Origin of the sequence: Streptomyces sp. NPDC048258 (genome assembly GCF_043201995.1) — a bacterium.
Classification (GTDB): domain Bacteria; phylum Actinomycetota; class Actinomycetes; order Streptomycetales; family Streptomycetaceae; genus Streptomyces.
Genome location: NZ_JBICZH010000003.1, coordinates 475,333 through 487,901 on the forward strand (window position 1 = coordinate 475,333; position 12,569 = coordinate 487,901).

Genomic DNA, 12,569 nt, shown 5'->3' on the forward strand with positions numbered 1-12,569 from the left:
GGAGCAGGACATTGCTCGTCTGAGGTTCGAGACACCGACACACCAGCGCACCAGCGCACCTGACCGTCGGCTGTCTCCCCGCGTTGCACGCACCACTCACGCAACCTGGAGGCCTCTATGAGTCACGCCCCTGCTTATCTCACCTGCTCCGCGCTCTCCTTCGACTGGCCCGACGGCACGCCCGTCTTCGACGGGTTCCAACTCGCCGTCGGCCCCGGCCGCACCGGCCTGATCGGGCTCAACGGCTGTGGGAAGTCCACCCTGCTGAAGCTCTTCGCCGGTGAACTGACGCCCACCGAAGGCCAGTTGTCCGTCGCCGGCAGCGTCGGCCACCTCCCGCAGAACGTCACCCTCGACACCGCGCTGCGCGTGGACGAGGCCCTCGGCATCCGGACCGCCCGGGCCGCCCTGCACGCCATCGAGGCGGGCGAGGCCACGGAGGCGAACTTCGCCGCCGTCGGCGACGACTGGGACGTGGAGGAGCGGGCCCTGGCCACGCTCGACCAGCTCGGCCTCGCCCGGATCGGCCTGGACCGCACCGTCGGCGAACTCTCGGGCGGTGAGTGCGTACTGCTGCGGCTGGCCGCCCTGCTGCTCGCGCGCCCCGACGTACTGCTGCTGGACGAGCCCACCAACAACCTGGACCTGCGGGCCCGGCGCCGCCTGTACGCGGCGGTCGAGTCGTGGACCGGGGTGATGGTCCTGGTCAGCCACGACCGGGAGCTGCTGGAGCGGGTCGACCAGATCGCCGATCTGCGCGACGGCGAAGTCCGCTGGTACGGCGGCAACTTCACGGACTACGAGGAGATGCTCGCCGCCGAGCAGGAGGCTGCCGAGCGGATGGTCCGGGTCGCGGAGGCCGACGTACAGCGGCAGAAGCGCGAACTGGCCGACGCCCAGGTCAAATTGGCGCGGCGCAAGCGGTACGGCCAGAAGATGTACGACACCAAGCGCGAGCCGAAGATCGTGATGAACGCCCGGAAACGGGCCGCGCAGGAGTCGGCGGGCAAGCACCGCGTCATGCACACCGAGAAGCTGGCCCAGGCGAAGGAACGGCTGGACCACGCGGTGGAGGCGGTACGCGACGACGACGCGATCCGGATCGAGCTGCCTGCCACCCAGGTCCCGCCGGGCCGCCAGGTCCTGACCCTGAGCGATCTGCGCCTGGTGCACGGGGCGGCCGTACCGGGCGAGTGGGAGCTGCGCGGTCCCGAGCGGATCGCGCTGGTGGGCCGCAACGGCTCGGGCAAGACCACCCTGCTCCGCACGGTCGCGGGGCTGCTCGCGCCGGAGTCCGGCACGGCGGTCACCCATGTGACCACGCGGTTCCTGCCGCAGCGGCTGGACGTGCTCGACGAGAGCCGTTCGGTGGTGGAGAACGTGGCGCGGTTCGCCCCGCAGGCCACGAACAACCTGATCCGGGCGCGGCTGGCGCACTTCCTGTTCCGCGGCGCCCGGGCGGACCGGCCGGCCGGCACCCTGTCCGGCGGGGAGCGTTTCCGCGCGGCGCTGGCGGCGCTGCTACTGGCGGAGCCCGCTCCGCAGCTGCTCATGCTGGACGAGCCGACGAACAATCTGGACCTGGCGAGCGTGGGGCAGTTGACGGACGCGCTGGAGTCGTACGAGGGAGCGCTCGTGGTGGCCAGCCATGACGTGCCGTTCCTGGAGTCGATCGGCATCACGCGGTGGCTGCTGCTGGACGGCGAGCTACGGCCGACGACGGCCGAGGAGGTCCGGGAGGCGCTCTGGCACTGACGACCCGCGCGGCCGCGCATCGGCAGCGCGTCGAATTGCCGGCGGGGCTACGGGGTAACCCCTTGCGAGGCTTGCGCTACCGACCGTAGCGCAAGCCGGCACGGTCGGAGCGGGCGTACGCCGGTGGTGGTCATCCTTCACCGCTGGCGGCTTCCCGGGCGCCGGGCAGTCCTGCACGTACGCCGCGGCCGCTGGAGCGTCTGCGCCCGCCGGCGCGAACCGCATCCGCTCGGCCGGGACGCCGAGGGGAAGGCGTACATCGGGACGACGGACCCCGCCGCGTACGTCACCGACTCGATCGACGCCCTCCGCGCGCTGATCTCGGCCGTCAAGGCGGGAGCCGCGGACCACCTCCTGGCGTGACTTTGGCCCCTGGATTCCCGCTCAGACGCCGCTCAAACTGCACAGATAACTGGATGTAACCGGACATAGGCATGCCTGGGGCTTGGCTGCGTCTTAATGTCGCGCTTAACCTACGACTCCGTAGGCTACGGAACCGTAGGTAATTCGCTTTGCACCCAGGAGTACCCGTGACGATCACCTCTCCCCACCTCGGCAGCTCGGAGGCGTGGACGGACGCCAAGCTGCTGTTCGCGCTGGAAGAGGTGGTCGAGAAGGAACTCAACCGCCATCTGAAGGTCACCAAGGACTGGATGCCCCACGAGTACGTCCCGTGGAGCGACGGCCGGAACTTCCCGGGCTTCTTCGAGGACGGCGAGGCCTGGGACCCGGAGCAGTCCAAGGTCACCGAGATCGGCAAGATCGCGCTGGTCGTGAACCTGCTGACCGAGGACAACCTCCCCAGCTACCACCACGAGATCGCCTCGCTCTTCGGCCGCAACGGCGCCTGGGGCACCTGGGTGCACCGCTGGACGGCCGAGGAGGGCCGCCACGGCATCGTGATGCGCGACTACCTGCTGGCCTCCCGCGCCGTGGACCCGGACAAGCTGGAAGCGTTCCGGATGCAGCACATGTCGGAGGGTTTCGAGTCCGACAACCGCCACTCCATGCTCCACTCGGTGGCGTACGTCGCGTTCCAGGAGCTCGCCACCCGCATCTCGCACCGCAACACCGGCCACCAGTCCGGTGACCCGGTCTGCGACCGGATGCTGGCGCGCATCGCGCAGGACGAGAACCTGCACATGGTCTTCTACCGCAACCTGCTGGGCGCGGCCTTCGAGCTGGCTCCGGACCTGACCATGCAGGCCGTACGGGACGTCGTGGTCAACTTCCGGATGCCCGGACACGGCATGCCCGGCTTCGAGCGGATGGCCGCGCAGATGGCGATCGGCGGGGTCTACAACCTGCGGATCCACCACGACGACGTGCTGAGCCCCGTGATCCGCTTCCTGAAGATCATGGACATCGACGGCCTGGGCCCCGACGGCCAGAAGGCCCAGGAGGAGCTCGGTCTGTTCATGAACGGCCTGGACGGAGAGGCCCGCAAGTTCGACGAGCGCCTGGCCGCCCGCGCGGCGCGCATCGCGGCCCGCAAGGCCTGACCGATTCCCGCTCGCTCGGGCGAGTGATGCCGATTGCCCTGGCAGAGCCGTGCTCTGCCAGGGTTTCGCGTCATGACCTCGCTCCGGGTGGACATCGACCAGCTGACCCGTTTGACCCGTGCTCTGGACTCCTCGCTGGCCGCCCTGCGCGACGCCCGGCGCGCGCTGGACCACGTGCGGGCCGACGAGCTGGGCACGGCCGACCTGGACGCGGCGTGTGACGGCTTCCAGAAGAGATGGGCCTTCGGGACGCGGGAGCTGACCAAGCGCGTCAAGACGGTACGGGAGGGCGTGGACCGCAGCGCCGCGGAGTTCGCGGAGCTGGAGGAGGCCATCCGCGCGGCCTTCCGCCAGGCGGCGGCCACGCATGACTGAGCACGCCACGCTGGGCTTCGACCCGGCCCCCGGGAATCCGACGGCGGTCCTGGCCCTGACCAGGAAACTCTCCGCGTCGGCGGCCTCCCTCGGCGAGGCCTCGCGCGTCATGAAGGCGCTGGTCTCGCACAGCTCGGCCTGGCAGGGCGAGGCCGCCACCGCCTTCCGCGCCTCCCTCTCGCAGGAACTCCCCCGCTACCTGGCCTCGGCCCACACCTCCCTCGCGGAGGCCGCGCGGCGGCTCACGGGGTGGCACGAGACGCTGGTGGCCCATCGCGCGCTGGCGGCCCAGTACGAGTCCCGGGCTGCCACGGCCAAGACCCCCGAGGCCCTGGCCGACGCCCGCCGCCTCGCCCGGGAGCTCGCCTCCGAGCACGCGGCGGCGGCCCGCCGGGTGGCGGCCACGCTGGACACGGCGTCGGCCCGCCTGACCCCGAAGGAACCGGGCCTCCTGTCCTCGATCTGGCACAAGATCGTCGACGACCCGGGCGACGGCCTGTCGAACGCGTCGGCGATCCTGGGTCTTCTGGGAGCCGGCATCGCCTTGGCCTGCCCACCGGCGGGCCTGGCCGTGATGCTCGTGGCCGGAGGCCTCTCATTGGCAGCACTCACGACACACCTGGCAGACCCGAAGTTCCGAAAGCCACTGGTGGACGGTGCCACGAAGGGCGAGTTCGATGCGGACTTCTGGAAGAGCTCGGTGACCCTCTTGGGCGACACGGCAGGCTCGGTCCCGGGCCTCGCAGCGGTCGCCTCGGGCGCGAAGGCGGGCGCGGCAGCGGCCCGCGCCGCAATGGTCGCCGCCCCCGAGGCCAGTGCCCCCTCGGGCCTGGGCGCGGGAGCCACCGCGTTCCGGAGCACGACATGGTCGACCGCCAACACGCTGCGTGAGGTAGAGAGCCCGCTCACCGCATGGGCCCTGCGGGAATCGCCTCAACATGTGAGGGACCGAGTGGGTGTAGCCGTGGCAGGAGCGGGCGCGGCAACAGCAGTCGCTGACTACGTCAGCGACAGCGATGCGGTCGAGCACGGTTCGACCGCTGCCGACGGCGTGCGGGGTGTCCTGGACGATACCCCGTCGACGGTGGCGAAATCACGCCAATTCTGGACGGTGATGAGGCCGTGATGCACGAGACCGCCCTGCCGCCCGTGTGGTTTCGGCTGCCCCCGGGTTTCCACGACATCGGTCCCGAGGATCGGACAATCCTAGACTCTGTCGCTCAGGCGCTGGGCAGCCCGGATGCCCAACGGGAACTTGCTCAACTGGTGGACGGCCTCGACGAACTGGCCGGGCACGGCGTCGTACACACGGCGATTGGCTTGCATCCGGACGAACCAGTCGGCGTCTGCACATCGCTCTTCTCTCTGAGCGTTCGGCCCGCTATCGATCCCAACCCGCGGGCATCCGTTGCACGAACCGCCCTTGGTATCGCTCGTTCCACCGTGTGGGAGACCTCGACCCGCCGCTTCATCGACCTGCCGTCATCGCTCCCGTGTTATCTCGTAGCGGGGACCATCGACGTACCGCGCGTACAGCAGCAGGTATTCCAGGCACGGATCGCCACAAGCCACCCGGGCGGCCTGCATGTGCTCATTCTGGACCTCACCAGCGCGGCAACCCAGCACCACGGTGCATACACCGACATCCTCGAAGCGATCGCGCTCACCCTCACCTTCACCGATCCCAACCCCAGCCCTCCTCTCGCGCCCCCGACCTCGCGCATCCTGGAGGTGCTCCTGTGACGCTCGCACTCACCAAGGTGGCTTGGGATCACGCTCCGACCGTTCTCGGCTACAGGCGTTTGGCGGTTCGCCGTGCCATCTGGGTGCTGAGCCTTGGCGTCCCTCCCGTAGTCGCCCTCGGCGGCGTCGGCCATGTTCCTCATGCCGCAGCTGCGTTCGCATTGATCATCGTGCTCGTCGCACCCTTCCTGCCCTGGGTAGTGGTCACCTATTTCCGGCGACACCGCGTCGCCGCAATTCTTCAGGCCTATCCATGGCGAGAGGTGCCTTGCTGGTTGCCGCCGAGGGCAACAGGAAGCCCCGCGACCATCGCCGTCACATTCGGGGATGACCTCACGGGCACGTTCCGCACCATCCCGTTCCCCGTAGCGGAACTGGAGAACAACCAGCCCGACCGGATCTGGTTCGCCGGGGACCCCCGCTTCGGTGGGGTCGTGTCGCCCGTCGGGGGGCATTACCCCGTGCGGGTCGTGCCCCACGCGCCGCGCCGGGAGGAGGTCGGCGGGGAGGGGTTCGAGCTCGCGCTGCGGGTGGGACTGGTCCGGCGCAGCGGCAAGGGCACGCGGACCTGATCAGCGGCGGCGCGGGCGCAGGGCGAGGCGTTCGGACTCGGAGAGGCCGCCCCAGACGCCGAAGCGTTCGTCATTGGCCAGGGCGTACTCCAGGCACGCCGCCCGGCCCTCGCACGCCCCGCACAGCCGCTTCGCGTCGCGCAGCGAAGAGCCGGGCTCGGGGAAGAAGAAGCCCGGACCCGTCTGGGCGCACAGGGCGAGGTCGTACCAAGCGGGGGCGGTGGCAGTGGTGGTGGTGGTGGTGGTGGTGTTCATCGACATGCCGGTGATACTGACCGCCGCCGATGGACGTCCGATCAACGCGCGATCAACACCCTGTCATGACCCCACCGGCGGCACGCTGGCTATGACCGCGAACCGCGCCCCGAAGGGATCCGCCAGCTTGGCGAAGCGGCCGACTCCCTCCATGGACACCGGGGTGAGACGGACCTTGCCGCCCGACTCCTCCGCCTTCGCCGCCGTCGCATCACAGTCGGCGACCTCGAAGTAGGGCGTCCAGTAAGGCCGTTCGGCGTCTTCCACCGGGTCCGACGAGATCGGGACCAGACCGCCGAAGGAGGCCTGTTCCGTCGTGCCGGCCGGCTTGGCCATCGTGTACGTACCGCCCTCGAACGGCATCTCGCCGATCTCCCAGCCGAACACCGCGCGGTAGAACTCGGCCGCCCCGGCCACATCGCCCGTGTAGAGCTCAGTCCAGCACAGGGACCCCACCTCCGTCACCGCGCCCAGGCCCCTGGTCTGCCTCGGCTGCCACACCCCGAAGCCGACTCCCTCCGGATCGGCGAATATCGCCATCCGGCCGAAGTCCATGACATCCATCGGTTCGAACGTCACCGAGCCGCCCGCCTTGGTCACGGCCGCCGCCGTCGCGTCCACGTCGGAGGTCTGGAAGTACACCTGCCAGGCACACGAGCCCTGGTCCGCCGGGACGGCCATGCCGCCCGCGACCGTCTTGTCGCCGAGGTGGAACATCCCGTACCCGCCGACCTCCTCGCCGCCCGCCTGGAAGTCCCAGCCGAACAGTCCCGCATAGAAGTCGGCGGCTGCACCCATGTCCGACGTGCCGAGGTCCACCCAGTTCGGGGAGCCGTCCTTGTAGTCCGTGGTGAGCATGGTCCGCACCCCTTCCACTGTCCTGTCTGTCCTGTCCTCTCCTCTTCGAGCATGGCACCCGCCACTGACAGTGGCCCGGCGCCCGCCCTACAGAGTGAACGACCGTGCGTTCGGTAAGATGGGGGGATGGCAGACGGACGCGTGGAACGCGGCAACCAGACGCGACGGACCGTTCTCGACCGGACGATGGGCATCGCCTCCGTGGACGGCCTGGAAGGCCTGTCCCTGGGGAAGATCGCCGCGGACCTCGGCCTGAGCAAGAGCGGCGTGTTCGCCCTGTTCGGCTCCAAGGAGGACCTCCAGCTCGCCACCGTCCGCGCCGCCGTGGACGTGTTCGTCGAGCAGGTCGTCCGGCCCATGCGCGAGGACCCCGCCGGCCTCGCCAAGGTGTGGCGGGTGTGCGAGCTGTGGCTCGACTACTCCGGGCGCCGCGTGTTCCCCGGCGGATGCTTCTTCTACGGCGTCTCGGCGGAGTTCGACGCGCGCCCCGGCCCCGTACGCGACGAGATCGCCAAGGCGCGCTCCGACTGGACGCGTTACATCGAGCGCGTCCTGGAAGAGGCCCGGCTGGCGGGCGGTCTCCGGGACGGGTTCGACCCGGCGGACGTGCCGCAGCTCGCCTTCGAGGTGATCGCCCTGATGGAGCTGGCCAACGCGCATTCCGTCCTGCACGAGGACCCGGCGGCGTACGAACGAGCCGGCCGGGGCATCCTCGACCGGCTGCGGGCGGTGGCGGCCGCTCCGGAGGAGCTCCCGGACCGGCCGTCCGCCTTCAGCTCTCCTTCCTGACCCCGCTCCGCACGCGCATCGAGCAGCCCACGGCCGCCGCCCCCAGCGCGCCGAGGGCCGCCAGCAGGAACACCCCGCGCCAGTGCTCCCCGGCCTGGCCCCCGGCCCCGGCTCCGGCCCCGGCCAGCAGGGCCGCCGTGGCCACGACGCCGAGCGCCCCGCCCAGCTGGCGAGCCGTCATCAACAGACCCGTCCCGGCCGCGAACCGCTGCGCGGGGAGGGTGGCCGAGGCCGCCGTGGAGAGCGCGGTCAGGGTCACCCCGATGCCGAGGCCGCCCAGCAGGCCGGCCGGGAGGAAGACCTGGGCGTACGAGGCCGACGCGCCGGCCCAGCCCCACAGCAGCAGGGCGTTGGCGGCGAACAGCAGGGAGCCGACGGTGACGGCCGCCCACTGCCGGCGGGCCGGCACCCGGCGCCCGACGACCAGGGCGCCGACCGTGGCGAGCACGGCTCCCGGTGTGACGCCGAAACCGGCTTCCAGGACCGAGTAGTTCCACCGGGCGATGAGGTAGGAGGGGCCGGTCAGCAGCCACGCGTACATCGCCGCGCCGAAGAGCAGGGCGCCCACGGTGGCGCGGGCGAAGACCGGGTCGCGCCACAGGTCGCGGTCGACGGCCGGGGCCGGATGACGGCGCGAACGGTACAGCGCCAGCCCCGCGAACAGGGCTCCGCCGCCGACGAGTCCGAGTACCGCACGGTCGGTCCAGCCCCACTCCCCACTCCTCGCCCTGGGAGAGGCCGGTCACCACGCCCCCGATGCCAAGCGCGAGGGCGAACGTACCGGCCGGGTCAGGGAGTTGGCTTCCGGTCCGGCCGTCCCGGGGCACGGCGCGCGCGGCGGCCCGGCAGACCGCCAGGCCGAGCGGCACGTTGACGAGGAAGATCGCGCGCCAGTCCCAGGCCTCGACGAGCAGCCCGCCCAGGCTGGGACCGACGGCGGCGGCGAGTCCGCCCGCGGCGCCCCAGGCACCGAGCGCGGCGGCCCGCCGCCCGGGAGGGGTGTGCGCCAGTACGAGGCCCAGCGCGGCCGGGATCATGCCGGCGGCCGCCGCGCCTTGAAGGGCGCGGGCGAGGATGAGCAGTTCGGCGGTGGGGGCCGCGCTCGCGGCGAGCGAGGTGAGGGTGAAGGCGAGGGCGGAGCCGAGGAAGAGGGCGCGCCGGCCCAGGGTGTCGGCGAGCCGCCCGGCGGCGGCCAGCAGCGCGGCGAACAGCACGGCGTAGGCGCTGACCACCCAGGTCAGCCGGGCGAGTGACGCCTCCGGGAAGGCGCGCCGAAGATCGGGGAAGGCCACGTTGACGACGGTGGCGTCGAGGAACGCGAGGAAGGTGACGGCGCAGGCGAGGAGGAGGATCCGCCGGGGGTCGGGCTCCGCCGTCGGGTCGGTGCGGGCGGGATCTGCGGCCGGGGCCAGCGGAGCGGTGCGCGTCATCGGGCCACCGCCGGGGACGTCGCGAACCCGGCGGCTGCCGCGATGACTTCCGGGTCGGCCAGGACGCGTCGGTGGCCCAGACCGCTGGTCTCGATCAGCCGGGCCTGGGAACCGTAGGCGGCGGCGATCGCGCGGGACTGCGCGGGGGCGGCCACGTCGTCGTCCGCGTCGTGGACGAGCAGGATCGGGGCCGCCAGGTCCGCCTGGCGCCGACCGGCGTCGAGGCGCTGCCAGATGTCGGGTTCGCCGGGGAAGAGCCGGCGCTCCACATGGCCGCGCAGAACCGCCCGGACCTCCTCGCTCAGGCGCAGCCGGGCGCAGAACCGGTCCAGGAGGTAGTCGAAGTCGGCGACGCCCCCGATGGCGACGACGCGGTCGGCCCGTACGCCGTCGCGCAGCATGTAGAAGGTGGCGAGCACGCCGAAGGAGTGGGCCACGACCGCCGAGAAGTCCCCGTGTTCCGCGTGCAGTCGGCGGATGACGGCCCGGTAGTCGAGGATCGTGGAGGCGCGGCCGCCGGACTCCCCGTGGCCGGGGGCGTCGCACGAGCAGGCGGGTGGTCTCGGCCCGCGCCATCAGCTCCGCCTCGTCGGGGCGGAGCCGGGCGCGGCCGAGGGGACGGACGAACAGCGCGAAGGCGCGGGGTCCGGTCAGGCCCGGGGCGAGCCGGGCGCCGATGTCGAGGGTCGTGCTCAGGAGTGAAGCCATGGGATGCATGCCCGGTTCTCCGGATCTCCTCAGATGGCCAGACGGCCGGATGGCACTGGCAGGATGATGAGAAGATATTAGCACGATCGTTCGTGCTGTTTTGATGTCTGGTCGCGCGCCCCGGATGACGCGGACCTACCCTGGTGCCACCGCCTTGCCTTGATCCTCGTAGGTCCTCGTACGACAGGAACAACAGGAGGCATGCCGTGAGGTCGACGTACATACGGCTTCGCCGGGCCTGCGTGGCTGCCGCCGCCGCGGGTCTGCTCATCGCCCCGACCGTCGCGGGCTCCGCCTACGGAACGCCCGCCCAGGGGCAGTTCGCCCCGGCCGCCCCCTCCCCGGACGGTGACACGGAATTCCGGCAGCTCACCCCGGCCGTCGCGGCGCAACTGGACGCCGCCATACAGCAGGTCCTGCGCGAGGCGCGGGTGCCGGGCGTGACCGTCGGGCTGTGGGCCCCCGGCAAGGGGAGCTACGTGAGGAACTTCGGGGTCGCCGACAAGGCGACCGGCGCTCCCATGCGGAGCGATTTCGAGATACGCATCGGAAGCGAGACGAAGACGTTCACCGTGACCGCCCTGCTGCAACTGGTCGACCAGGGCAAGATCGGCCTGGACGACCCCATCGGCAAGTACATCACCGGCGTTCCGAACGGGGACCGCATCACCCTGCGCCAACTCGCCGGCATGCGCAGCGGACTGTTCAACTACTCCGAGGACGAGGACTTCGACAAGGCGCTCGAAGCCCACCCCCGGCAGCCCTTCACGCCACAGCAGTTGCTCGGCTACTCCTTCAAGCACCCGGTGCAGTTCGCGCCGGGCGAGAAGTGGGAGTACTCCAACACCAACCTGATCCTGCTCGGCCTGGTGGTGGAGAAGATCACGGGCCGGCCGCTCCACGAGGTCATCGATCAGAGCGTCCTGAAGCCCGCCGGACTGCGCCGTACGCTCTTCCCCGTCGGGGCGGAGTTCCCCGAGCCGCACGCGCAGGGCTACACCGACCAGTCGGCCTCGGGCAAGATCGTGAACGCGACCGACTGGGACCCCTCCTGGGCCTGGGCCGCGGGAGCGATCATCTCCGACCTGCAGGACCTGCGCAGTTGGGCGCGTACTCTCGCCACCGGCACGCTGCTGACGCCCGCGACCCAGGCCGAGCGGCTGAAGACCACCTCGATCGGCATTCCCGGCGCCGGCTACGGACTGGGCATCTTCGACATCCAGGGCTGGATCGGCCACAACGGCTCACTGCCCGGGTACGAGACGCTGACCGTCTACCTGCCAGAGGCGCAGGCGACCATGGTGGTCCTCCTCAACACCGACGTCCTGCACGACGGCCAGGAGCCCAGCACCCTCTTCGGCGAAGCGATCACCAGCATCGTGACCCCCGACCACGTGTACCCCGGCCACAAGCCGCCCGCCCCGAAGCCCACGCCTGCTCCGAAGCCCAGTTGACGCCTTCGAAGCCCAGTTGACGCCCAGTTGACGCGCCCCGGTCGACGAGCCGGGTTCAGTCCTCGCGCTTCGCCCGGCTCGGCTGGACCCGCTTCGGCTCGCCCGGCATCTTCGGGTAGTCCGGAGGGTAGGGCATGTCCCCCAGGCCGTGCTCGTGCTCGTCGCGGGCCGCGAGTTCGAGTACGGCGTCCAGGGTGAAGGCGTGGTCGTCCATGTCGGCGTGCAGGTCGCCCAGTTCGGCGAAGCGGGCCGGCATGGTCACGATGTCGAAGTCGCGCGGCTCCGCGTCGTCCACCTCGTCCCAGCGCAGCGGCGCCGACACCGGGGCGTGCGGGCGGGGGCGGACGGAGTAGGCGGAGGCGATCGTGCGGTCGCGCGCCGTCTGGTTGTAGTCGACGAAGATCCGCTCGCCGCGCTCCTCCTTCCACCAGGCCGTGGTGACCTTGCCCGGCATCCGGCGCTCCAGTTCCCGGCCGAGGGCGATGGCGCACCTGCGCACCTCGGTGAAGGTCCAGCGCGGCGCGATCGGGACGAAGACGTGCAGGCCGCGGCCACCCGAGGTCTTGGGCCAGCCCCGCAGCCCCAGCTCCTCCAGCAGGGCGCGCAGTTCGTGCGCGGCCGCCACCGCGTGGTGGTAGTCGGTGCCCGGCTGCGGATCGAGGTCGATCCGCAGTTCGTCGGGCCGGTCGGTGTCCTCGCGCCGCACCGGCCAGGGGTGGAAGGTGAGGCAGCCCAGGTTGGCGGCCCACAGCACGGCGGCCGGCTCGGTCGGGCAGATCTCGTCCGCGCTGCGGCCGCTAGGGAAGGCGATGTGGGCGGTCGGGATCCAGTCGGGAAGGTTCTTCGGTGCCCGCTTCTGGAAGAAGGACTCGCCCTCCACCCCGTCCGGATACCGCTCCAGGGTCGTCGGCCGGTTGCGCAGGGCCCGCGTGATGCCGTCCGCGACCGCCAGGTAGTACTCGGCCACATCCCGCTTGGTGAGGCCGCGCTCCGGGAAGTACACCTTGTCCGGGTTGGACAGGCGTACCGCCCGCCCGCCCGCGTCGAGCTCGATCGCATTACCGGCAGCACCCATGTGCGCCACGCTAGGCGGGCCCGGCCGGACCCGCACACCGGGCGGGGCCGGAC

14 protein-coding genes and 1 pseudogene are annotated in these 12,569 nt (G+C 71.2%); 9 read left to right on the forward strand and 6 right to left on the reverse strand.

Annotated features, from left to right (window positions below):
• Nucleotides 1-117 precede the first annotated feature (117 nt).
• From ACGFYQ_RS09675 to ACGFYQ_RS09705, 7 genes are all read left to right on the forward strand, one after another.
• A complete protein-coding gene (locus ACGFYQ_RS09675; RefSeq protein WP_393741755.1) occupies nt 118-1,755 on the forward strand; it encodes an ABC-F family ATP-binding cassette domain-containing protein in 1,638 nt (545 codons plus the stop codon).
• Between the two features lie 123 nt (nt 1,756-1,878).
• A complete protein-coding gene (locus tag ACGFYQ_RS09680) occupies nt 1,879-2,118 on the forward strand; it encodes a hypothetical protein (RefSeq protein WP_393741757.1) in 240 nt (79 codons plus the stop codon).
• Between the two features lie 167 nt (nt 2,119-2,285).
• A complete protein-coding gene (locus ACGFYQ_RS09685; protein WP_393741759.1) occupies nt 2,286-3,257 on the forward strand; it encodes an acyl-ACP desaturase in 972 nt (323 codons plus the stop codon).
• 72 nt (nt 3,258-3,329) lie between these two features.
• Entirely contained in the window at nt 3,330-3,632 is a 303-nt protein-coding gene (locus tag ACGFYQ_RS09690) for a hypothetical protein (protein ID WP_393741761.1), read from the forward strand.
• Nucleotides 3,625-4,758: a hypothetical protein gene (locus tag ACGFYQ_RS09695; RefSeq protein ID WP_393741763.1), complete on the forward strand. Its 1,134-nt coding sequence runs from the start codon at nt 3,625-3,627 to the stop codon at nt 4,756-4,758. The genes ACGFYQ_RS09690 and ACGFYQ_RS09695 overlap by 8 nt, the downstream gene beginning before the upstream one ends.
• Entirely contained in the window at nt 4,758-5,375 is a 618-nt protein-coding gene (locus tag ACGFYQ_RS09700; protein WP_393741765.1) for a hypothetical protein, read from the forward strand. The genes ACGFYQ_RS09695 and ACGFYQ_RS09700 overlap by 1 nt, the downstream gene beginning before the upstream one ends.
• Entirely contained in the window at nt 5,372-5,947 is a 576-nt protein-coding gene (locus ACGFYQ_RS09705) for a hypothetical protein (protein WP_393741767.1), read from the forward strand. Before ACGFYQ_RS09700 ends, ACGFYQ_RS09705 begins: the two co-directional genes overlap by 4 nt.
• On the opposite strand, the gene ACGFYQ_RS09710 is transcribed toward ACGFYQ_RS09705, so the two are convergent.
• Complete coding sequence (locus ACGFYQ_RS09710) at nt 5,948-6,208, reverse strand: WhiB family transcriptional regulator (protein ID WP_393741769.1); 261 nt, start codon at nt 6,206-6,208, stop codon at nt 5,948-5,950.
• Between the two features lie 57 nt (nt 6,209-6,265).
• The gene (locus tag ACGFYQ_RS09715) at nt 6,266-7,060 is read right to left on the reverse strand and encodes a VOC family protein (RefSeq protein ID WP_393741771.1); all 795 of its coding nucleotides are present in this window, start codon (nt 7,058-7,060) and stop codon (nt 6,266-6,268) included.
• A gap of 126 nt (nt 7,061-7,186) precedes the next feature.
• On the opposite strand from ACGFYQ_RS09715, the gene ACGFYQ_RS09720 reads away from it, so the two are divergent.
• Nucleotides 7,187-7,849 (forward strand): TetR/AcrR family transcriptional regulator, encoded by a 663-nt coding sequence (locus tag ACGFYQ_RS09720; protein WP_393741773.1) that lies wholly within the window; start codon nt 7,187-7,189, stop codon nt 7,847-7,849.
• Here the strand turns inward: ACGFYQ_RS09720 and ACGFYQ_RS09725 are convergent.
• From ACGFYQ_RS09725 to ACGFYQ_RS09735, 3 genes and pseudogenes are all read right to left on the reverse strand, one after another.
• The gene (locus tag ACGFYQ_RS09725) at nt 7,833-8,513 is read right to left on the reverse strand and encodes an MFS transporter (protein WP_393742135.1); all 681 of its coding nucleotides are present in this window, start codon (nt 8,511-8,513) and stop codon (nt 7,833-7,835) included. The two genes, ACGFYQ_RS09720 and ACGFYQ_RS09725, sit on opposite strands and share 17 nt — an antisense overlap.
• Nucleotides 8,514-8,706: 193 nt before the next feature.
• Nucleotides 8,707-9,279 (reverse strand): annotated as a pseudogene (locus tag ACGFYQ_RS09730) (MFS transporter); the annotation flags it as partial.
• Complete coding sequence (locus ACGFYQ_RS09735; RefSeq protein ID WP_393742137.1) at nt 9,276-9,779, reverse strand: alpha/beta fold hydrolase; 504 nt, start codon at nt 9,777-9,779, stop codon at nt 9,276-9,278. The pseudogene ACGFYQ_RS09730 and the gene ACGFYQ_RS09735, both read right to left, overlap by 4 nt.
• Nucleotides 9,780-10,193: 414 nt before the next feature.
• Between ACGFYQ_RS09735 and ACGFYQ_RS09740 the strand changes: the two genes are divergently transcribed.
• Nucleotides 10,194-11,441, forward strand: a complete 1,248-nt coding sequence (locus ACGFYQ_RS09740) for a serine hydrolase domain-containing protein (protein ID WP_393741775.1) — start codon at nt 10,194-10,196, stop codon at nt 11,439-11,441.
• A gap of 55 nt (nt 11,442-11,496) precedes the next feature.
• Here ACGFYQ_RS09740 and ligD read toward each other — a convergent pair whose 3' ends face one another.
• Nucleotides 11,497-12,516, reverse strand: coding sequence for a non-homologous end-joining DNA ligase (gene ligD, locus ACGFYQ_RS09745; RefSeq protein WP_393741777.1), 1,020 nt, complete (start codon nt 12,514-12,516; stop codon nt 11,497-11,499).
• Nucleotides 12,517-12,569 lie beyond the last annotated feature (53 nt).

What these genes read in the sequence shown, in the direction of transcription:
- ACGFYQ_RS09675 (WP_393741755.1), top strand. Translation starts at nt 118, where the DNA reads ATGAGTCACGCCCCTGCTTATCTCACCTGCTCCGCGCTCTCCTTCGAC.
- ACGFYQ_RS09690 (WP_393741761.1), top strand. Translation starts at nt 3,330, where the DNA reads ATGACCTCGCTCCGGGTGGACATCGACCAGCTGACCCGTTTGACCCGT.
- ACGFYQ_RS09695 (WP_393741763.1), top strand. Translation starts at nt 3,625, where the DNA reads ATGACTGAGCACGCCACGCTGGGCTTCGACCCGGCCCCCGGGAATCCG.
- ACGFYQ_RS09700 (WP_393741765.1), top strand. Translation starts at nt 4,758, where the DNA reads ATGCACGAGACCGCCCTGCCGCCCGTGTGGTTTCGGCTGCCCCCGGGT.
- ACGFYQ_RS09710 (WP_393741769.1), bottom strand. Translation starts at nt 6,208, where the DNA reads ATGTCGATGAACACCACCACCACCACCACCACCACTGCCACCGCCCCC.
- ACGFYQ_RS09715 (WP_393741771.1), bottom strand. Translation starts at nt 7,060, where the DNA reads ATGCTCACCACGGACTACAAGGACGGCTCCCCGAACTGGGTGGACCTC.
- ACGFYQ_RS09720 (WP_393741773.1), top strand. Translation starts at nt 7,187, where the DNA reads ATGGCAGACGGACGCGTGGAACGCGGCAACCAGACGCGACGGACCGTT.
- ligD (WP_393741777.1), bottom strand. Translation starts at nt 12,516, where the DNA reads ATGGGTGCTGCCGGTAATGCGATCGAGCTCGACGCGGGCGGGCGGGCG.